Raw genomic sequence first — 21,409 nt, 5'->3', positions numbered from 1 at the left:
GACTGGAAATAGCGGTGCGGACTTCCACCATGCGAGCCATTTCGTGAACACAACAATACGGAGCACACCATGCATTTCTCTCAAGAGCACATTGGCAGCGGCAACAAATTCACCAAAATGGCCATCGTCACCGCGCTGCACGTCCTCGTTGGCGTGGCGCTCATTCACAATATGAACCGGGTTCCGGCGCTCAGCGTCACCGAAGCGGGGCCGATCGAGGTAACGCCGGTGATCGAAAAACCGCTTGATCCGCCGCCGGAACCGGAGCCGTTCAAGACGGAACAGGTCGTGCCGCCGATGCTGATTCCCAAGCCATTTGTCGATATCCCGCCTCCGCCGCCGGAGGTGGCCATCACCGGCACCGTCATCGACAAGGTGGCGCCGCCGCCGGCGCCGGTCGAAACGGGAGCCAAGGTCGAACAGGTCATTCCGCCAGCCGTGGTGCAGCCGGCCAAACAGACCCGGACCGCCGTACTGGCCGACGCTTCCGCTTGCGTCAAGCCGGATTACCCGGCGCGCGCCGCCCGCAATGGCGACACCGGCATCGTCAGTCTCGCGCTGCTGGTCGGCGTGGACGGCAAGGTGACCGATGCCCGCATCGATAAATCGAGCGGCTCGCGTGAACTCGACAAGGCAGCCGTCGCGGCCCTGAGCATGTGCAAGTTCAAGCCGGCCACGACGAATGGCGTCGCCGAACCGGCATGGGCGCAGATCGCCTACGTCTGGACCCTCGACTGAGCGAAGCGGCATGGTGTTTGAACGGCCCCTGCTCGCAATGCACATGAACAGATTCGCCGCCATTCCAGCCGGCGCCGCAGGACTGGCCGCCGCGCTGCTGATGGCGGCGGCGCTGGCCTGGCTCGCGTTGCGCCCTGCCCCGCTGCCGGCGGCACCGTCCGATGCCGGTCCGGCGGCGTTTTCGGCCACCCGCGCGCTGGCGCATGCCAGTTTTTTGGCACAGACGCCGCGCCCCATCGCCAGCGACGCCAATGTGCGCGCACGCGACTATCTGCTGGAAAAGCTGCGCGCGCTCGGCCTCGACCCGCAGGTACAGACGGCGGCCGTCAGCAGCAGCGCGCGCGATCGCGCCGGCAATGCCCGTCTCACGGTCGCGGTGGTGCACAACATCGTGCTGCGCATCCGTGGCAGCGCGCCGGTGCGCGGGCATCCGCTGATGCTGGCCTCGCACTACGACAGCGTGCCCGATGCGCCCGACGCGGCCGGCGCGCTGGCCGCCCTGCTCGAATCGCTGCGCGCCCTGCGCCAGGGTGCGCCCCTGGTCAATGACCTGATCGTGCTCATTGCCGATGGCGAGCACGCCGGCTCGCTGGGCACGCGCGCCTTTGTCGAGCAGCATCCGTGGGCCCGCAAAATCGGGCTGGTACTGCGTTTCGAGGGAGCGCCAGGACACGCTCCGTTAACGCTGCTCGATACCCACGGCGGCAATGGCCAAACCGTGGCGGCATGGGCGCGCCTGGACGCGGCGCCGGCCGGCTCCTCGCACGCCTCGGCCGGGGTGGCCGACCAGTCACCACTGCGCACGCTCGGCCTGGCCGGCATGCGCTTCGCCGGTGCGGCGGACAGCGCCGCCATGCAGCACAGCGGCGACTCGATCGTGTCGCTGGCGCGCACATTCGGCGCACATCGTCTCGAAACAATCGCCGCGCCGGACCGCGTGTACTTCACCGTGCCGCTGGCCGGCGCGTTGCACTACCCGGAACGCATCGTCTGGCACATCACGCGCTTCGCCTGCGCGCTATGCCTGCTGGTGTGCTGGGCCACGCTGCGGCACGGCGCGAAAGGCACCGGTCCACTGGCGCTGAGCGCCGCCATGGCGGGCCTTCTGGTAGCGCTGACCGTCCTGAGCGCGGCAAAGCCCGGCGCCGCCTACCTGCTGGCGTGGCCGCTGATCGGCGTGCTGCTGGCCACCGGTGCGCTGCATCTGCCGCTTGCTGCCGCCCTGTCGCGCCATGCGCGCGCCGCCATCCTGGCCACCGGCATGCTGCCGGCAATTGCGATTCTGGTCCCGCTGGCGGCAGCCGTATGCGCCCGCCCACTTCCAACGGCGGCGCCACCCGACAGCATCACCTACCTGGCCGACGCCACCACCTGGAAATCGTACTGGCTCGATGGCACCGGCGCGCGCGCAACCACGGCGGCACCGCGCACCGGCATCGCCTTTCCGCAAATCGAAATGCTTAAAAACGAGGACACGCCGGCCAGGCGCCGGGTGGCGTTTGCGCTGACCTCGAAAAACGCGGCGCCGACCATCGAACTACGGGTAAAAGGCGCGCGCGTGCTGGCGGCGCGCCTCGGCGGGCGCGCGCTGGCGACGCAACGCGGCGGCGACTGGACGCTGACCTTGCACGGCATGGGCCAGCGGCGCCTGCCGATCAAGCTGGAACTGGAAGGCGGCACCACCGCGCGCATCCATATCCAGGAATCGATCCCCGGCCTGCCCGCCGATGCGATTGCCCACGAGCGCACCCACGCGCCGCGCCGCGGCCGCACCCTTTCCACCGACATGCTGGTATTGCGCTAGCGCTGCGCGATTTCCCTTGCAAACGGGGTGGCGGAATGGCATACAATGTTTCGCTCCGCCCGCCGTGGGCGCCGTATTTACCACCCTCTACCGCACTAGGAACCCATGCAAAAGATGCTTTCCTCCCTCGTGAGCACGGCCCTGGCTACCAGCCTGGCCGCAGCTTTCCCCGCGTACGCCGCCGGCGCCGCCTCCGTCCCCACCGTCAAGGAAGCGCCGCTGCGCGCCCACCTGTCGTTCCTGTCGAGCGATGTACTCGAAGGACGCGGTACCGGCCAGCGCGGCGGCGACCTGACCGTGGCCTACCTTGAAGCGCAGGCACTGGCCGTCGGACTCAAGCCGGGCAACGGCGACAGCTTCCGCCAGTCGGTCAAGATCGCGGGCGTGAAGGCCACGCCGGACAGCAGCAGCGTGGCGCTGGAAGCGGGCGGCAAGGCGCAATCGCTCGCCTTCGGCAAGGACTGGGTCTGGGCGCCGGGCGATGCCAAGGCCGCGCACGCGATGAATGCCGACCTGGTGTTCGTCGGCTACGGCATCACCGCGCCGGAAGAAGGCTGGGACGACTACAAGGGCATGGACGTCAAGGGCAAGGTCGTCGTCATGATGGTCAACGACCCGGCGCCGACGGCAGCCGAGCCGAATCGCTTCAACGGCAAGGGCCTGACCTACTACGGCCGCTGGACCTACAAATTTGAAGAAGCCGCGCGCCAGGGCGCCGCCGGCGTGCTGCTGATTCACACCGACGCCTCGGCTTCATATGGCTGGAGCGTGGTGCAAAACAGCTGGCTGAGCGAACGCTTCCAGCTGGCGCAGGGCAAACTGGGCGCCAACATGGAAGGCTGGATGACCGAAGCCTCCGCGCGCACCCTGTTCGCCGCCGCAGGCGAAGATCTGGACGCGCTGCGCACTGCTGCCGAGAACAAGAACTTCAAGCCGGTGGCCCTGAAAGCCAAAGTCAAAGGCGAGATGAAGGCGGCCGTGCGCATGGTCGAACAGTTCAACGTGGCCGGCGTCGTTCCGGGCACCGATCCGAAACTCAAGGACGAAGTGGTGATCTACAGCGCCCACTGGGATCACCTGGGCAAGCAAGGCGAAGGCGCGGACACCATCTACAACGGCGCGGTCGACAATGCATCCGGCACCGCCGGCTTGCTGGCCATGGCGCAGGAAGCGGTGCGCTCGCCAGCGAAGCGCAGCCAGATGTTCCTGTGGGTGGCGGCCGAAGAGCAGGGCCTGCTGGGCAGCGCGGCCTACGCCAGCAGCCCGCTGTGGCCAGCCAATAAAACCGCGGCCAACCTGAACCTGGACAGCCTCAATTTCGTCGGCGCGGCCAAGGATATCGGCACCAAGGGCAGCGAACGCACGGAACTGGGCGCGATGGCCGAAGCGACTGCCAAGGCCATGGGCCTGGTGGTGCGTACGCCCGAGCCGGACCTGGCGGGCGGCTACTTCCGCAGCGACCATTTCAGCTTCGCAAAAGCAGGCATTCCAGCCTTCTCGATCGAAGGCGGCAAGGACTATGTGAAGGATATCGAAGGCGCCAAGGCCAAGCAGGCCTCGTACCGCGCGCGCTACCACCAGGTAGGGGACGAATATGATCCGACCTGGGATCTGTCGGGCATGGTGCAGCAGGCTCAATTCACCCTGAACCTGGGTCGCCGCGTGGCGGACGCACCGAAGATGCCGGTCTGGAAAGCCGGCGACGCCTTCGGCAAGGTACGCGCCTCAGCCAAGTAATGCAGTAAGGGGTGGGCTTGCGGCCCACCCCATCTTCTTATGCCAGTTCGAACTCGGACGGGTTGATGCCCAGTTCCTTGCAGATCTTGACCGCCACCGCTTTTTCGCCGTCGTCGAATTTGCCGTCCGCCGATGCGATGGCGATCACCATGCGCACCAGCAGGCGCGCCGCTTCGCCGTTCGATTTCATCTTGCCCAGTGCCTGGTAGGCTTTCGATTCGCCGATGTCCTTGTCGAATTCGAGTTGGCTCACATGGTCCTGGAACGCCTTGATCACGTCGCTGGTCGTGAAGACCGACAGCGCGTCGTGGGTCTCGATGAACTTGACCATTTTTTGCTTCTCGTCCGACGTGATGTTACCGTCCGCCATGGCGATCAGCGCCGAACCGGCCATCGCCGCATCCATGAAATTCTTGTTCTTGAATTTCAGGGCTTCCGTTTTCATTTCACCGGCTTTGGTTTTCAGGCGAGTCAGAAAATTGTCGAAACTCATGGTGTACTCCGGTTTGCAAGTTGATAAGAACGGCAATCTTACTCTGATTTTCGGCTTCGCTACAGCAAACGGACGTTCCTTTAAGCCGGCAGTGACAATGCGCCCCTCAAAACCGCGCGTGCCAGGTCAGATCGGCGCTGCGCGGCGCACCCAGAATCACCTGGCTGTTCACGTTCGCCCCGCTCCAGCCGGCATACAGCTTGTCGCCCAGATTTCGCACACGTAGCGTCAGGTCGCCCGCGCCCAGACGCCAGCTCGCATACACGTCGGCCGTGGTGAAGGCGTTCATGCGGACCGTGTTGGCGTTGTTGGTGTAGCGCTCGCCCGTGTAATTGAGCGCGGCGCCCAGCTTGAGCGGCATCTGGTCCACCTTGTAGTCGACCCACAGGTTGCCTGTCTTTTTGGCCACGTTGGGCGGCAGGTTCCCCGCGCGCGACACCTTGCCCGCTTCGAGCAGCTGGTCGAACTGGGCGTCGAGCACGGCCAGGTTGCCGTTGATGCTCACCTGGCGCGTCGGCCGCCACGCCGCCGCCAGCTCCACCCCGCGCGAGGATTGCTTGCCGCTGTTGACGGTCAGGGTCGGCACGGCGGCATCGCGCGAGAGGATGTTATCGAGCTCGATCCGGTACAGCGCCAGCGTGGTGTCGAGCGTGCCGCCGAAGAGCGACTGCTTGATGCCAATTTCGCTCTGCGTGCCTTTCGACAGTTCAAAGGCGGCATTCGCGGCGCTGAGCAGCAGCAGGTTGCCCGAGCCGACCGGCGCCGAGGCGCTGGTGTGCTGCGCGTACACCGAGACGTCCTTGTCGAACGCATACACGGTGCCGATGCGCAGCGAGCGCGGGTCGTACGTCTGCGAGTACGCGCTTGCCACGCCCGTGTTCAGGTCCGCGGTGCGCCGAGCGAGCTTGACCCGGTCCTGGCGCAGGCCCGCCACGACGGTCCACTTGTCGGTCACCCACAGCGCATCCTCAAGGTACAGCGACACGGTTGGAATACTGGTCGAAAAACTGGTGCGGTTGCCGGCGCCGGTGTACAGCGCGGCGTTGGCGCTCAGCGATTCGTAGGTGCCATAGGCTGGATCGAACAGGTCGACCGTCAACGCGGCATTGGCGGCGCCGGCGCCGTTGGAAAAACTGCGGCCGGTGGCAAAGCGCGTCTTGCTGTATTCCGCGCCGGCGGCGAAGCGGTGCTTCATGCCCGCCAGATTGCCGGTGTACGACAGGTCGAGCCGGTTGCCGAACACCTGGTGGTCGTGCGTCACGCCCACCAGGTCGCGCACGATCTGGCGCGGCGCGCTGAAGGTGTAGCTCTCGGCGTTGCGCCAACTGCGGTCGGCCGTGTAGTACGACAGTTCATTGCGCAAGGTCCAGTCGGGAGCGAGCTTCCAGGTCAGCTTGGCGCGTGCCCAGGCGCTGTCGGACTTCATTACCGCGTCGTCGACGTTGTAGTTCTTGAAGGCGAGGCGCCGGTCGATCACGCGCGCGCCAGCGTCGTTGACCGCGCCCACCGGATCGGCCGCAAGAGCACGCGGCACCAGCGGCGAGCCCTGATACGACTTCACGTTATCGGACAGCAGGTCCAGGCTCAGATCGAGCGTGATGTCGCGCGTCAGCGCGCCGGTGGTGGCCAAGGTCAGGCTGTCGTAGCGCTGCTTGTTGCGGTCGATGTAGCCATCGGACTGCTGGTGGCTGTAATCGATGCGCACGGCGCTGGTCTCGCCGAACGGCCGGTTGATGCCCGCGCCGAGGCGCCAGGTATTGAAGCTCCCGTACGACAGCATCGCTTCGCTGGCGGGCAGCGTGCGGTCCGGCCGCTTGGTGACGAAATTGATCGCGCCGCCAATCGCGCCGTCGCCCGACATCAGCGAGGCCGGTCCCTTGAGCACTTCAATGCGCTCGAAATTCCATGTGTCCTGGGTACGCGCACTCATGGTCGGCACGGCGATGCGGCTACCGTCGTACAGATAGCTGACAAAACCCGCGCTGAACCCGCGCGACGACGTTTGCGACGGCGAGGTGGCATTGCCGCCCTGGGTGATGCCGACCGCGCCGCGCAACGCTTCATCCAGGCTGCGCGCGCCGCGCACCTCGATCAGGTCGCGGTTGATCACTTCGACCGAGGCGGGCGTCTCGCGCAGGGTCAGGTCGAGGCGGCTGCCGATATCCGTGCTGTCGCTGCCGGCCGGCGCGCGGGCGCTGTCGATGACGACCACCTGCATTGGCGGCGGCGCGTCATCGGCAAGCGCGACCAAGGGGCTATACAGGCAAAGCAATGCGCAGGGCAGCTTTCTCAATTTCACGGCAAGACTCCTATTGATAATAAGCTCTCATTATCGTATAGTCCTCGACACTTCCGCAATCTTTTAGTTAAGTCAACCCCATGGACATGATGAAACCTGCCCTCCAGATGGACAACGTCACGCGCCGTTTCGGCGAGCGCGTGGCCCTGAACGGCCTCTCGCTCACCTTGCAGGCGGGCGAGGTATACGCGCTGCTCGCCCCCAACGGTGCCGGCAAAACCACGACGCTCAATCTGATCCTCGGCTTCCTGCAGCCGGACGGCGGCAGCATCCATGTGTGCGGCGAACCGGTGGCGGGCGACGCGGCCCGCACGCGCCGCTCGATTGCCTATCTGCCGGAACAGGTGGCGATTTATCCGGAACTGAGCGGGCTGGAAAACCTGCGCTACTTCTCGCTGCTGGCGTCAAAGGAGCTGGACGACGCCACCTTGCGCCAGCTCTTGAGCGAGTCCGGCCTGCGCGCCGACGCGCACGACCGCCACGCGCGCAACTACTCGAAAGGCATGCGCCAGAAGGTCGGCATTGCAATTGCGATGGCGCGCGAAGCGAAGCTGCTGCTGCTCGACGAGCCCACCTCGGGCCTGGACCCGCTGGCTGCATCGGAGCTGTCGGGCCTTCTGCGCGCGGCGGCGCAACGTGGCGTCGCCATTCTGATGGCCACCCATGACCTGTACCGCATCAAGGAAGTGGCTACCCGCGTCGGCGTGCTGCACGCGGGCCGCATCGAGCGCGAAATCGATCCGCAAACGACCGGGCATGCGGCGCTGGAGCAGGTCTACATCACCGAGCTGGCGCGATGAGCGGGCCGCTGCATCCGGCGCTGCTGCGCGCCGAAGCCCAGCGCCTGTGGCGCGAACCACGCCTGCGCTGGGTCGCCATCCTGGCGCCGCTGCTGCTGCTGATCGTGTTTTTTTCGTCCATGAACAGTGCCGCGCGCATGGCCGACGAACGCACGCGCTTCGCCGCATCCGAGCGCGCGCGCTGGGTCGCCCAGGGCCAGAAAGACCCGCACAGCGCCGCGCACTTCGGCGTGTGGGCGGTCAAGCCGTCCTCGCCGCTGCTGGTGCTCGCGCCAGGCATCGAACCCTTCGTCGGCCTGTCGGTCTGGCTGGAGGCGCACAAGCGCAACGAAATGATTTTCCGCCCCAACCAGGATGCCGATCCGATCATGCGCAGCGCCGCCTCGGTGGCGCAGGTGCTCGAAGTGCTCGGGCCGATGTTCGCGATCCTGCTCGGTTTTGCCGGCTTCGCCCAGGACCGCCAGCGCGGCACCCTGCGCATGGCCTTCGGTAACGGCGCCACGCCCGGGCGCCTTTTGCTCTCGCGTTTCGCGGTGATGGTAGGCGCGCTGGTATGCATGGCGCTCGCTCCCGTGGTGGCGATGGGGACCTTCGCGCTGCAGGCGTTGCCCGACGCAGGCTGGAACGGCGCGGGCCGGCTGGCCATCTGGAGCCTGCTGAACTTCATGTACCTGCTGGTGTTTTTGCTGATCGCACTGGCGGTATCGCTCAAGGCGCCCAGTGCGCGCGCGGCGCTGACCATCATGCTGGTGCTCTGGCTGGTGCTGTGCGTGGTGCTGCCGCGCGCCGCCGGCAATGCCGCACAGGTGCTCGCGCCAGTGCCGTCATACCAGGAGGTGCGCAGCCGCGTTGAGAACGAGTCGCCAGCATACGAAGGCGCCGAGAAATGGGAAGCGCGGCGCCAAGCGCTGGTCAAGGCCAAAGTGACCAATGTGCGCGCCGCGCAGCTCGACCAGTCCGAGCGCGAATCGCATGATGTGTTCGACCGCGTGCTCGGGCGCTTTTACGATTCGGTGGAGCAGCAGGACCGCACCTTCGGCTGGCTGGGAGCGATCACGCCGACCGTTGCGCTGCAAGCGTCCGGCGCGGCCGTCGCCGGCACCGACTTTTACCAGCACCGGCATTTCATCGAAGCCGCCGAAACCTACCGGCGCGCGATGGTCAACCGCCTCAATGGAGATTTGATGCGTCATGCGGAACACGAGGACGCAAGCGCCTCGACCGGCAAGCAGTTCTGGGAATCGGTGCCGGCCTTTGCCTACAGCGCGCCGCCTTTGCGCGGCGTGCTCGCCAACGCGGCGGCGCCCTTGCTGCTGCTGGCGGGATGGTGCGTCCTTGCCGGCCTTGCCGCCTGGCGCGCGGTGAAAGGAGTGCAGCCATGACGCGCGCACTGTTTTTGATCGAACTGGCGATGCTGCTCAGGGCGCGCTTCACATGGATCATCGGCGCACTGCTGTGTGCGGCGCTGGCGTGGGGGGCGGTCAACGGCCAGGCCAACGCCGACGGGCAGCAAGCCACGGTCGAGCGGGTGAAGATGCACGCGGCAGCCAAGGTGCTGAAGCAGCAGGCCGCCGTGGCGCGCTACAGCCGCCCCGCCGACACGGTGCTGCCGTACTGGCAGGACCCGTCCGACGCCGCCGGCTACATGCGTTACGGCCTGTCGGCGTATGCGCTCAAGCCGCCGTCGCCACTGGCGGGGATTGCCATCGGCCAGTCACGCCTGCTGCCGTTCTATATCAAGACCGATCTCGATTATGTGGCGCCGCCGGCTGCCGCCTTCGACTTCATCAACCCGCGCATCCTGAGCCTGGGCGACTTCGACCTGTCGTTCGTGCTGGTGTATGTGCTGCCGCTGGCCTTGATCGCCATCGGCGCCTCGCGCCTGGCGGCCGAACGCGATTCCGGCGCGCTGCGGCTGATGGCGGCGCAACTGCCGTCGTTCCGCCAACTGGTGATGCTCAAGTTTGGCGTTGCCGCCATCGTGTGCGTGCCGTTCACGCTCGTGGCGACGGTGCTGGCCCTGCTGGTGGCGGGCACGCCATGCTGGAGCATGCAGGCGGCGGGCACCATGCTGCTGCTGGGCGCCGCGCTGGCTGGATTCACCTTGTTCTGGGTGGCGCTGACGGCACTGGTGGCAAGCCGCATCGGGGTGGTGGGGAGCTATCTGCGGCTGGTGTCGGTATGGATCGGATTCACGTTCTTTGTACCGGCGGCCGGCGCGCTGATCATCGACATGGCGTATCCGGCGCCGTCACCGCTGCTTATTCTGGACGACCTGCGGCGCGCGAACGACTTCACGCCGGCCAGTCGCGATACGCTGTTTGTCGCGTTTGCGCGCGCCGAACCGGCGTATGCGGCGGCGGCGGACAGGGTTGGCAAGGTGTCGTATGCGACCAAGCAGATTGCGGTGCAGCAGGCGGTGGAACGACAAATCGAGGAGCGCGCTGCGGCTGCGGCGCGCCAGAACGAGGCCGCGGCGGGACGGGCGGCAGCGCTGCGCTGGCTGTCGCCGGCGATGGTGTTCGATACCTTGCTGCAGCAGGCTGCGGGCAGCGGAGTGGAACGTCACAAGCGCTTCCTGAAGCGGACCGGCGAATATACGGACGAACTGCGGGCGTTTTTCTGGCCGCGCGCGCTGGCGGAAGCGGCCAATCCGGCCAATGCATGCCAGGGCTGCGCGGCGCGCCTGAACTTCACGGATCACGACAAGATACCGCGCTTTCAGGCGGACCGGCCGCTCGATGGCGTGGCCGGGAGTATTGGCGGGGCAGTGGGGTATTTGTGGGTGCTGGCGTGTGCGGTGGTGCTGATGCTGTGGAGCGGGCGGCGGTTCAGGGTGTAAGCGCTATTCCCCCGTTGTTTCTCTCCCTCCGTCGTTCCCGCGCAGGCGGGAACGACGGGTTAGTGCGTCTTCGGCGCGCGCGTCCGGCGTTTTGGCACCGGCGCCGCCTTCGCGCGCTCCGCCGAGCAGTCGGCGCACACGCCGTACAAGGTCAGTTCGTGGCGGTCGATCACAAAACCGGCCGGCGCGAGATTTTCCATCGTGCCCGGGCAGCCTTCGACATCGAACACGCGGTCGCACGGCACGCAATGAAAGTGGTGATGGTGATGATGCGCGGCGTGGCTCATTTCGTAGCGCGCATTCTCGCCCGGCAGGCTCACGGTCTGGATCGTGCCCTCGTCGAGCAGCAGCTTGAGGTTGCGGTAAATGGTCGCGATGCCGATTTCGGACACGGTCTCCCGTACCCCGGCGAGAATTTCCTGGGGTGTGAGCGGGCGGGCCGCCGCATCGATGACAGTACGAATCGCTGTCCGCTGGCGTGTAGAACGTTCCATGGCAAGGCTGTTGAAGCAAAAACCCATTATCCCATAAAGCTGAACAAACACTTGCCCCGCTAATGATAATACATTATCGTTAACGCCAAGCAGTCAGGTAATGCTCTCCCGACCTCCACCACGAAAGCCATCATCCCGTGCCTTCCATCGACTTCGCAGACAGCAGATCCACACCAGCGGCGCGGCGCGACTTCGCCTGGCCTACCGACCCGGCCAGCGCGCCGGGAACGATCAGCAGCGGGATCTGCCACGGCACCCTGGGCGAGCTGATTCAAGGCCCGTACATTTCCGATGGGGCGGCGCATATCAGCCTGATCTCGCTGCCGGTCAAAAAATACAGCTGCATGCACTTCACCCATGGCGAGCGCGCCGGCGCGGATAACGCACTGGCCACCAAGACCAAATGCCAGCAGGCGATCGGCCACTACCTGGCGCTGCACCGCAAGCACCTCCCTCCGGGGACCTGGAACCACGACTCCGAACTGCTGGAAGGGAAAGGCATGGCCAGTTCGACGGCCGACATCGTGGCAACCATCCGCTGCCTCGATGCGATCTTCGGCATCGAGTCGCCCGGCGAATCGATATCGGCTACCCTGCGCGCCATCGAGCGCTCCGACAGCGTGTTTTTGGATACCTACGCGCTGTACCTGAGCGGACGCCAGCAGGTGGTGCAGTGCTTCGGCAGCGCACCGACCTTCCATGCCTGCTATATCGACGAGGGTAACCGCATCGACACCGAAAAAACCGGCGCGCGGCTGCTCGCGCTGTACCAGGAGCGGCTCACGCCATACACGGCCAATCTCGATAACGCTGTCGACGCCTTTTTGCGCGGCGACCTGGCCGCCATCGCCGCCTGCGCCACGGTCAGCGCGGTGCTGGGGCAGGACGCCATCCCCAAGCGCAACCTGGGCGTGCTGCTCAAGAACCAGGCGCGCTACGGGGCCGACGGCATCTTCGTCGCACATACGGGCAGCCTGGCGGGCTACCTGTACATCCACAAACCGGGCCCCACGCAAATGGGGGCGCTCTCATCATTCTTTCGCGGCCTTGGCTATCAAAGCCGCTTCGTCCAGACAGGATTCTGACCATGTTCGATCACATTGCAGACGCCATCAAGGCGCCGGACTTCGTACGCCTCGGCCCCAACCTGTACGTCGCCCGTTTCGAGACGATGAAGGTGTATTCGACGCTGGTGGCGGTCGAGCGCTTGCTGGCCGCCGGCGTGGTCAGGCGCGGCGACACGCTGCTCGACAGCTCCAGCGGCATTTACGCCTACGCGCTCGCGCTGGCGTGCCACAAGTTCGACATGCAGTGCCACATCATCGCCTCGAAAACGGTGGACAAGACGCTGATGGTGCAGTTGCAGCTGCTCGGGGCGAACGTGGAACAGGTGCCCCCGTCGGCCACCCTCAAGATGGACCAGAGCCTGCGCGTGGCGCGCATCCAGCAGATCCGCGCCGCCAATCCGCATGTGCACTGGATGCAGCAATACCACGACGATATTCACTACGCCGGCTACGAGCCGATCGCCAGCGAAATCGAACGCCTGCTCGGCACCGATGGCCTGACCATTGTCGGCGGCGTGGGCTCGGGCTGTTCCACCGGCGGTCTGGCGCGCGCGCTGCGCTGCACCGACGATGCGGTGGAACTGGTCGGCGTGCAGCCGTTCGGCAGCGTCACCTTCGGCTGCGCCCACATCGAAGACCCGGGCATCATCATTGCCGGCATCGGCACCGGCATCCCCTTTCGCAATGTGCAGCACGCGCTGTACGACCAGATTCACTGGGTCGGATTCGATTACGGCCTGGCGGGCGCGGTGGCCCTGCTGCGCCGGCACGCGATCTTCGCCGGCCTGTCGAGCGGCTGCTGCTACCTTGCCGCCGCGCGCGAAGCGCAGCTGCGGCCTGAGCGCAACGTGCTGTTCATCGCGCCCGATACCGGCCACCGCTACGTCGACGCGGTCTTCGCGCAGCACGCCGACGCGCTGGAACTGCATACGCTGGCGCCCGTCCACGTCGACTCGCACGAGCAGCTTGTGCTGCCCTGGTCCGTCATGGCCTGGAACCGCCGCACCGCCACCGAAACATTCAACTGAAAAAGGAGTAATCACACCATGGCACACCTGTTAATGATCGAAAGCTGGGTCGGCGGCACCGGCCGCATCTTCCCCGCCACCATCACCGGCGCCGGTCACACCTACACCTTCGTGACACGCAGCCGCGGCCACTACCTGGACGGCCAGGACGCCCCGATCCACCCGGTGCTGGCGCACGCCGCCAATGTGCTCACGACCGAAACGAACGACGTGCCGGCGCTGATCGGCTTCCTGCGCGCACAGCACCGCGTACTCAAGTTCGACGGCGTGGTGACCATCTGCGACTACTACATCGACACCGTGGCCAAGGTGGCGCAGGCACTGGAACTTCCGCAAGCGTTCTGCAGCAACGTGGCCATGGTGCGCCGCAAGCACCTGGTGCGCGAAGCGCTGGAAAAGGCCGGGCTGCCCAATCCCGCTTTCAGTGCGGTGACGTCGTGGGACGCTGCGCGCGAGGCGGCCAGCGAGATCGGCTATCCGCTGATCCTCAAGCCGTCGGACCTGGCATCGAGCGCGTTCGTCAAGCTGGTCAAGGATGAAGCGGAGCTGCACGTCGCCTTTACGGCGCTGGAAGCATTCCCGACCAACTTCCGCGAGCAGGCGCGCGAGCCGCTCTGGCTGCTGGAAGAGTACATGAAGGGCGAGGAAGTGAGCGTGGAAGCGTGCACCTTCGGCGGCCAGACAACCATCATCGGCATTACCGACAAGAGCCTGACCGGCTTCCCTTACTTTATCGAAGACGGACACATGTTCCCGGCGAAGCTCGATGGCGACGTGAGCGAAGCGGTGTGCGAGCTGGTGACGGCGGCGCTGCAAGCGGTCGGATTCGACCACGGCATCAGCCACACCGAAGTGAAGATCACGCGCAAGGGACCACGCATCGTCGAAATCAATCCGCGCCCGGGCGGGAACTACATTGCGGAGCTGATCGAGCGGGTTACGGGCATTGAATTTTTGTCCGCCCAGATCGACCTGGCCCTCGGCCGGCAGCCGGACCTCACGCGCAAGGAGACCGGCGTGCAGAGCGCCGCCATCAAGTTCCTGGTCCCGGCAGGCGTGGGCCGGGTCAGCGCCATGACCGGCATCGACAGCGTGGCCAGCGCGCCACACGTTGCACGCGCACTGATCGCCAATGCGGCCGGCAAGGAACTGGCCGCGCCCATCGACAACGCCTGCTACCTCGGCCACGTTGTCGCCGTCGATCCGGACGGCCTGGATGCGCGCAAATATGCCGAGAAGGCACTCTCCCGGGTTGAGATGAGTTTTGCCGGCGATGTGAAGGAGCCAGCCGCGCCATGGAACGTGGCGGGCCTGATCGAAGACGTGCAGTGCGGCCTGTACGGACCGGCGCCGGCGACGATGCACGTGGTCGGCGCGTCGTGGATTTCGCAGAGCACGCGCTTTCCGGGCACCCAGCAGACCTATCGCAACTACTATCTGGTGCTGCGCGTGGGCGCGGCCTTTGGCGCCTGCTGCATCGAACGCGATGCGCTCGATCCGACGATTGCGCCGGCGCTGGCGGGCAGCAGCGTGGCCGACCTGCTGGTCGATCCGCGCCTGCCGGTGCGCATCGCCGCGCTCGACGCGTACCTGAATGCGGTGCGGCCGCCGCGCGATTCGGCGCTGGCGCAAGCGATGCTGCTGCCGGCCGGCGCACCGCCGGTGCGGGCCGTGGCGCGCGACAATGCGATTGCCGCGCTGGTGTCGATCAAGCCGGGCCAGCGCGTGGGCCTGATCGGCGTGGTCAATCCGCTGGTCGACGCCATCGTGCAGCATGGCGGCATTTGCCTGCCGTGCGACTTCAACATGGAGCGCACGCAGAACGGGCTGGAAGTGGCGCGCGACATGCTGCCGATCCTGGAGCAGGCCGACATGATCATCGCCACCGGCATGACCCTGTCGAACGGGTCGTTCGACGAGATCCTGATGGCGGCGCGGCGGCGCGGCATTCCGCTGATCGTGTACGCGCAGACCGGCAGCGGCATCATCCCGCGCTTCCTGGGCGACGGCGTGGCCGCGGTATGCGCCGAACCGTTCCCGTTCTCGCAGTTCAGCGCCGATCCGACATCCGTCTACCTGTACCGCGCGCCATGACCGTTCTGTCCGACCAGGTTCGCAAGCGCGGGCTCAATGCGCTGCTGGTGTACACCTTCCTGATGGTGGTCGGCTTTGCCATGCTGATGCCGCTGGTGAGCGTGCACTTTGTGAGCAATGCGGGCATGGCCGCGGCCGTGGTCGGAGGTGCGCTGGCGCTGCGCCAGATGACGCAGCAGGGCCTCGCGCTGGTGGGCGGCATGCTGGCCGATCGCTTCGGCGTGCGGCCGATGATCTGCCTCGGGGTGCTGCTCCGCGCCGCCGGTTTTGCCAGCCTGGCGTTCGCCGACAATGCCTTTTTACTGTGCGTGGCGATGGTGGTGTCTGCACTGGGCGGCGCGCTGTTCGAGGCGCCCTACCAGGCGGCGATTGCGGCACTGACCACGGAAGAGACGCGGCCGCGCTACTACGCGCTGAGTAACTGGGTCAGCGGCATTGCCAGCACCATCGGCCCGCTGGTCGGCGTGGCGCTGCTGCATGTGGACTTCCAGATGGTGTGCCTGGCGGCTGCGGCCTGCTTTGCGCTCAACTGCGGCATCGCCCTGCGGATGCTGCCGCCGCTGGAAATCCAGGAGGCGCCGCGGGCCATGACGCACCGTCTCGGCCTGGTCACGCGCGACCGGCCCTTCTTGCTGTTCACCGGCCTGATGATGGGGTACTGGTTCGTGGCGGTGCAGATCAATATCAGCTTCCCGCTGCTGGCCGAACGCCTGAGCGGCAACCAGGATAGCGTGGGCATCATGTTCGCGCTCAGCGCCGGCCTGACGGTGCTGCTGCAGTACCACCTGCTGCGGGTGGCGGAGCGCTGGCTGTCGACGCAGCAGATTCTCGTGCTCGGCGTGACGATCATCGCGCTCGGCGCCGGCGCCATCGCGCTGGCGCATACCTTTGCGGCCTTTCTGGTGTGCGTGGCGGCGTTTTCGGTCGGCGCCATCCTGGTGCGCCCGACGATGCAGAACCTGATCGCCAGCATGGCCAATCCGCAGGCGCTGGGGACCTTTCTCGGTTTCAGTTCGCTCAGCCTGGCACTCGGCGGTGCGATCGGGAATGTGGCCGGCGGCTGGCTGGTCGAATTTTCGGGCGCGCGGCAATGGCCGCAACTGCCATGGATGATATTTTGCGCGGTCGGGCTCCTGAGCGCGTTCGGCCTGTTTCGTTTGGCGCCACGCGCGCGGGAGGCCACATGAACAAGCAGCATGCGATTGCCATGCTATGCGGCGCAATCGTCGTGGCCAGTGCGGCGCGCTACTGGAGCACACCCGCGCGCGCGCAAGCGGCACCGCCCTCCCCGCCCTCCATTGTGGTCAACACTGTGGTGCCGGTGGTGCGCGACGTGCCAGTGGTACTCCGGGCGAACGGCACGGTGACCCCGACCAGCGTGGTGGACGTACACGCTCAAACCACCAGCACGGTGAGGCAAGTGCACATTCGCGAAGGCCAGTTCGTCAAGGAAGGCCAGCTGCTGTTTTCGCTGGATGGTCGCGCGGAGCGCGCCGGCGTGGAGCGCGCGCAGGCGCAAGTGATGCGCGACGAGGCGGCGCTGGCCGGCCTGGAGCGGCGCTACCGGCGCAGCGTGGAACTGCTGGACAAGCAGTTCATCGCCATCACCGCGGTCGATACGCTGCGCAGCGAGGTCGATGCGCAGCGTGCGCTGCTGCGGGCCGACCAGGCAGCGCTGCGTGCGGTGCAGGTGGGCGCCAGCTACAACACGATTCGCGCGCCGATGGCGGGCCGGGTCGGCGCGATCACGGTGTATCCGGGTAGCCTGGTGCAGGTCAGCACCCTGCTTGCCACCGTCACACGGCTCGATCCGATTGCGGTCGCGTTCACGCTGCCGGAATCGACTGTGGGCGAACTGCTGGCGGCGCAGCAGCGCGGCGCGGTGGCGGTGCAAGCCAACAAGCGCACAGGAAAGCTGAGCTTCATCGACAACAGCGTCGACCCGGCGGCAGGGACGATCCGGGTCAAGGCCGTTTTTGAGAATGGCGACGCGGGCATGTGGCCGGGGCAGTACGTGGACGCGCGCGTCGCCGTGCGCACCCTGCACGGCGCGGTCGTGATTCCGCAGGCGGCGATGATTACCAACCCCACCGGCAGTTTCGTGTACGTGGTGGGGCCGGACCAGACGGTAAAACAGGTGCCGGTGAAGCGCCTGCATGCCTTCGGGTCGAGTGCGGCCGTCACGGGCCTGGCGGGCGGCGAAACCATCGTTACCGAGGGCAAGCAGAATCTGAAGCCGGGTGCGCGCATCAAGGCGGGCCAGGGATGAACCTATCCGCATATTGCATCGAGCGCCCTGTGATGGTGGTGCTGCTGTCGGTCAGCCTGGTGATCGCCGGGCTGCTGGCATACCGCTTCATTCCCGTATCCGCGCTACCGAGCTACAACACGCCGGTCATCAACGTGCAGGCCAACCTGCCGGGCGCCAGCCCGGAGACGATGGCGTCTTCGGTGGCGCTGCCGCTGGAGAAGGAGTTTTCGGCGATTGCCGGCGTCACCTTGCTGACCTCCACCAGCACTCTGGGCGCGACGTCGCTGACGCTGGAGTTCGGGCCGGACATCGACATCAATGCCGCCGCGGTGGACGTGCAGGCGGCGCTGCTGCGGGCGCAACGCGCACTGCCGCGCGAGATGAGCGAACTGCCGTCGTACCGCAAGGTCAATCCGGCGGAAGCGGCTGTGCTGTCGATGGAGATGACGTCGCCGTCGATGGACTTGTCGGAGCTGAACGACTATGCGGAGAATTTGATCGCGCCCGCCCTGTCGGGTCTTCCAGGCGTGGCGCAGTTGGCGGTGCTGGGCCAGAAGCGCTTCGCCGTGCGGGTGCGCGCCCATCCGGGCCGCATGAAGGCGCGCGACCTGTCGATGGATGAACTATCGGCCGCGCTGCAAGCCGCCAACGCCAATTCGCCGCTCGGTGTGCTGGACGGGCCGGCGCAGACGATGGTCATCCAGGGCAACGCGCAACTGCTCAAGGCGGCCGACTACGCGGGGCTGATCGTGGCCATGCGCGCAGGCCAGCCGGTGCGGCTGGAAGACGTGGCCGATGTGGAAGACAGCTACCAGTCGGTGCGTTCGGCCAGCAGCTTTAACGGCGAGCGTTCGATCGTGCTGCTGCTGTACCGCCAGCCGGATGCGAATACGCTGGCCGTGGTCGACTCGGCCAAGCGGACGCTCGAACGCATGCGCGCGCAGCTGCCGCAGTCGGTGGCGATCAATATGGTCAACGACCGTTCGGTATCGGTGCGCGAGGCGATAACTGACGTGAACATCACGCTCGGGCTGACCGTCGTGCTGGTGATCCTGGTGATCTTCTTGTTCCTGCGCCGTGCCGCGGCCACGCTGATTCCGGCGCTGACAATTCCGATTTCGCTGCTTGGCGCGCTGCTGCTGATGCACTGGCTCGGCTACAGCCTGAATAATGTCTCTCTGCTGGGGATCACCCTGGCCGTGGGGCTGGTGGTGGACGATGCGATCGTCGTGCTGGAAAATATCGTGCGCCATATCGAGGCGGGCAAAACGCCGGTTGACGCGGCCATCGTCGGCGCGCGCGAAGTGAGCCTGACCATCGTGTCGATTTCGATCTCGCTGGCGGCGGTATTCATGCCGATCTTCTTCATGCCCGGCGTGATGGGATTGCTGTTCCACGAGTTTGCGGTGGTGGTGTCGCTGGCGGTGCTGGTGTCGGCGCTGGTGTCGCTGACGCTGGTGCCGATGCTGTCGAGCCGCCTGCTGCGCGAAAATGAACGTCATGTCGCAGCCACCGGCACCCCTTTCGGACGTCTTGAACGGGCGTATGCCAGGTCGCTGGACCGCGCGCTCGCGCACCGCTCCGTGGTGCTGCTGGCGGCGCTGGCCATCCTGATGCTGACGGTGGGGCTGTATGTGGCCATTCCAAAGGGACTTTTGCCGGAAGAGGACCTGGGCCAGATCCGCGTATCGACCGAAGCATCGGAAGATATTTCGTCCTCCGCCATGCTGGCACTGCAAGTGAAAGTGGCGGCGGCGATCAAGGCCGATCCGAATGTACGCGATGTGACCTCGTCGGTCAGCGGCGACAACAGCGGCAGCATGTTCCTGCTGCTCAAACCACGCGAACAGCGCGCGGGGATGGCCGATGTGATTAAAAGCCTGAAACGGGCCACCAGCGGCATTGCCGGCGTGGCTGTGTATCTGAAGCCGGTGCAGAATTTCCAGGTCGGCGGACGGCCAAGCAAGAGCCGCTACCAGTACACCTTGCAAAGCGTGGGCGCCGGCGGTCCCGATGAATGGGCAGCCCGGTTCCTGGAGCGGATGCGGGCCGACCCGCGCTTTAGCGACGTCACCAGCGATGCGCGCAACCGCGGCTTGCAGGCGACCTTGAAGATTGATCGCGACAAGGCGGCGGTGCTGGGCGTGCGGGTCGCCGATCTGCGCAGCGCGCTGTATTCGGCCTTCGGCGAGCGCCAGGTGGCGACCATTTACGGCATGGCCGCCACCTATTCGGTGATCCTGGAATCGGCGCAGGCCGAGCGCCAGTTCGAGGATGCGCTGGGCCATGTGTCCGTGCGCAGCATGGCAGGTGAACTGGTGAACGTATCAAGCTTTGCGACGGTGGAGCGCACGCTCGGACCGCTGTCGGTCAACCACCAGGGGCAGCTGCAGGCGATCACGCTGTCGTTCAACCTGGCGCCGGGCGTGCCGCTGGGCGCGGCGACAGGCGCCATCGATGCCATGGGGCGGGACATGTTGCTGCCGGCGTCGATCGTGGCGCGTTATGGCGGCGACGCGGCGGTGTTCCAGGAGGCGCAATCGAGCCAGGTGTGGCTGATCGTGGCCGCGCTCGGGGTGATCTACATGTTGCTCGGGGTGCTGTACGAAAGCTATATTCATCCGCTGACCATTCTGGCCGGGTTGCCATCGGCGGCGGTGGGCGCGCTGCTGACCTTATGGCTGTTCGGGATGGAGTTGACCATGATCGCGGTGGTCGGTATTTTGCTGCTGATCGGGATCGTGAAGAAGAACGCGATCATGATCATCGACTTTGCGCTTCACCTGCAGCGCGAGGAGGGCATGGCGCCGGAACTGGCGGTGCGGCAAGCCTGCCTGCTGCGCTTTCGGCCGATCATGATGACGACGATTGCGGCGCTGATGGGCGCCCTGCCGATTGCGCTGGGATGGGGTGCGGGAGCCGAGCTGCGCCAGCCGCTGGGACTTGCGGTGGTCGGGGGACTGGTGTTTTCGCAGCTCATGACGCTGTATGTGACACCGGTGATGTATCTGGCGCTGGGCCGGTTCGAGCGCAAGAAGAAGCATCTGCGGGATGAACCGATTCGCGCCGGACGCCATCGGTCAGTCGCCGACAAAGCGCTCTTGTAGCGCATCTTTGCCGTTGCGCACAGTCAGTTCCGCCAGTTGCTCATAAACCAATTGCGGGCCGCCCTTACGCATCGCCAGGATCGCCTGCTCAAGTTCCGCGCCGCGACTGAGGTAACGCATGTGTGCGCGTAACTCGGGGATCTCCACACCCGGATTGGCGCGCTGAAGGAGTTTTAGTGCGTCCACCAGTTTATGCGCGTGCATTAAGTCGTGCACAGCCGGCGGTACGTTGGTGACGGAGGTTTCCATGCCAAAGCGCAGACGAAGAACTCGCTCGAACTCGTCCGCCAAGTGCGGCAAGCCCGCATCTGATTTATTTTCCACCGCCCACAAGAGATGAGCTCTGCGGCATGCATTGCAGTAGTGCATGCGGTAAATGATTTCATCTTTTACCCCGCACCCACCCTGCACCATAAATTTTGATTTGGGAAACAGGTGCCGGTGAGCCTTGGTGAACGCCTCGCTATAGCGGAACAATCCATACGAAATCATGACAACCCCATCATTCAGCGGATCGCCGTGAACCGGGCAGTGCGTATCGGTGTCTTCCAGCAGCATGAGGTGCTCCGTTTCTGTAAGCTTGGATGGCCACTACAGCCCGGCTGAGCCTGGCCCTACAGGATTTTAACGGAGCGTCGGCCTCGACGCTCCTTTC

Annotated in this window: 16 protein-coding genes; 12 read left to right on the top strand and 4 right to left on the bottom strand. The window is 65.8% G+C overall.

Annotated features, from left to right (window positions below; translation table 11 throughout):
• Positions 1–69: 69 nt before the first annotated feature.
• From RBA40_RS13545 to RBA40_RS13535, 3 genes are all read left to right on the top strand, one after another.
• A complete protein-coding gene (locus tag RBA40_RS13545; protein WP_306648376.1) occupies positions 70–738 on the top strand; it encodes an energy transducer TonB in 669 nt (222 codons plus the stop codon).
• 43 nt (positions 739–781) lie between these two features.
• Positions 782–2,542 (top strand): M28 family peptidase, encoded by a 1,761-nt coding sequence (locus RBA40_RS13540; protein ID WP_306648375.1) that lies wholly within the window; start codon positions 782–784, stop codon positions 2,540–2,542.
• A 105-nt stretch (positions 2,543–2,647) separates the two neighbouring features.
• A complete protein-coding gene (locus RBA40_RS13535; protein WP_306648374.1) occupies positions 2,648–4,279 on the top strand; it encodes a M28 family peptidase in 1,632 nt (543 codons plus the stop codon).
• A 37-nt stretch (positions 4,280–4,316) separates the two neighbouring features.
• Here the strand turns inward: RBA40_RS13535 and RBA40_RS13530 are convergent, their stop codons facing one another.
• Positions 4,317–4,772: a tellurite resistance TerB family protein gene (locus RBA40_RS13530; RefSeq protein ID WP_099873773.1), complete on the bottom strand. Its 456-nt coding sequence runs from the start codon at positions 4,770–4,772 to the stop codon at positions 4,317–4,319.
• A 106-nt stretch (positions 4,773–4,878) separates the two neighbouring features.
• Positions 4,879–7,071 (bottom strand): TonB-dependent receptor, encoded by a 2,193-nt coding sequence (locus RBA40_RS13525; protein WP_306648373.1) that lies wholly within the window; start codon positions 7,069–7,071, stop codon positions 4,879–4,881.
• A gap of 80 nt (positions 7,072–7,151) precedes the next feature.
• Here RBA40_RS13525 and RBA40_RS13520 point away from each other — a divergent pair, with 80 nt between their 5' ends.
• The 3 genes from RBA40_RS13520 to RBA40_RS13510 are packed head-to-tail and all read left to right on the top strand — an operon-like array spanning position 7,152 to position 10,713.
• Positions 7,152–7,871, top strand: a complete 720-nt coding sequence (locus RBA40_RS13520; RefSeq protein WP_306648372.1) for an ABC transporter ATP-binding protein — start codon at positions 7,152–7,154, stop codon at positions 7,869–7,871.
• Complete coding sequence (locus RBA40_RS13515; protein WP_306648371.1) at positions 7,868–9,253, top strand: ABC transporter permease subunit; 1,386 nt, start codon at positions 7,868–7,870, stop codon at positions 9,251–9,253. Before RBA40_RS13520 ends, RBA40_RS13515 begins: the two co-directional genes overlap by 4 nt.
• Positions 9,250–10,713, top strand: coding sequence for a DUF3526 domain-containing protein (locus RBA40_RS13510; protein WP_306648370.1), 1,464 nt, complete (start codon positions 9,250–9,252; stop codon positions 10,711–10,713). Before RBA40_RS13515 ends, RBA40_RS13510 begins: the two co-directional genes overlap by 4 nt.
• A 59-nt stretch (positions 10,714–10,772) precedes the next feature.
• On the opposite strand, the gene RBA40_RS13505 is transcribed toward RBA40_RS13510, so the two are convergent.
• Complete coding sequence (locus RBA40_RS13505) at positions 10,773–11,207, bottom strand: Fur family transcriptional regulator (protein WP_306648369.1); 435 nt, start codon at positions 11,205–11,207, stop codon at positions 10,773–10,775.
• Positions 11,208–11,344: 137 nt separating this feature from the next.
• Between RBA40_RS13505 and RBA40_RS13500 the strand changes: the two genes are divergently transcribed.
• The 6 genes from RBA40_RS13500 to RBA40_RS13475 are packed head-to-tail and all read left to right on the top strand — an operon-like array spanning position 11,345 to position 20,754.
• Complete coding sequence (locus RBA40_RS13500; RefSeq protein ID WP_306648368.1) at positions 11,345–12,292, top strand: GHMP family kinase ATP-binding protein; 948 nt, start codon at positions 11,345–11,347, stop codon at positions 12,290–12,292.
• 2 nt (positions 12,293–12,294) lie between these two features.
• Complete coding sequence (locus tag RBA40_RS13495; protein WP_306648367.1) at positions 12,295–13,302, top strand: pyridoxal-phosphate dependent enzyme; 1,008 nt, start codon at positions 12,295–12,297, stop codon at positions 13,300–13,302.
• An 18-nt stretch (positions 13,303–13,320) separates the two neighbouring features.
• Positions 13,321–15,396, top strand: a complete 2,076-nt coding sequence (locus tag RBA40_RS13490; RefSeq protein ID WP_306648366.1) for an ATP-grasp domain-containing protein — start codon at positions 13,321–13,323, stop codon at positions 15,394–15,396.
• On the top strand, positions 15,393–16,583 hold the full coding sequence (locus RBA40_RS13485) for an MFS transporter (protein WP_306648365.1): 1,191 nt from the start codon (positions 15,393–15,395) through the stop codon (positions 16,581–16,583). Before RBA40_RS13490 ends, RBA40_RS13485 begins: the two co-directional genes overlap by 4 nt.
• Positions 16,580–17,665, top strand: a complete 1,086-nt coding sequence (locus RBA40_RS13480; protein WP_306648364.1) for an efflux RND transporter periplasmic adaptor subunit — start codon at positions 16,580–16,582, stop codon at positions 17,663–17,665. Before RBA40_RS13485 ends, RBA40_RS13480 begins: the two co-directional genes overlap by 4 nt.
• The gene (locus tag RBA40_RS13475) at positions 17,662–20,754 is read left to right on the top strand and encodes an efflux RND transporter permease subunit (protein WP_306648363.1); all 3,093 of its coding nucleotides are present in this window, start codon (positions 17,662–17,664) and stop codon (positions 20,752–20,754) included. Before RBA40_RS13480 ends, RBA40_RS13475 begins: the two co-directional genes overlap by 4 nt.
• Here the strand turns inward: RBA40_RS13475 and RBA40_RS13470 are convergent.
• Positions 20,728–21,312 (bottom strand): hypothetical protein, encoded by a 585-nt coding sequence (locus tag RBA40_RS13470; protein ID WP_306648362.1) that lies wholly within the window; start codon positions 21,310–21,312, stop codon positions 20,728–20,730. The two genes, RBA40_RS13475 and RBA40_RS13470, sit on opposite strands and share 27 nt — an antisense overlap.
• Positions 21,313–21,409 lie beyond the last annotated feature (97 nt).

Origin of the sequence: Massilia pseudoviolaceinigra (assembly GCF_030846505.1) — a bacterium.
In the GTDB taxonomy this organism is placed as follows: Bacteria; Pseudomonadota; Gammaproteobacteria; order Burkholderiales; family Burkholderiaceae_D; genus Telluria_A; species Telluria_A violaceinigra.
Note: the sequence above shows the minus strand (reverse complement) of the source record. Positions and strands in the feature narration are given on the sequence as shown.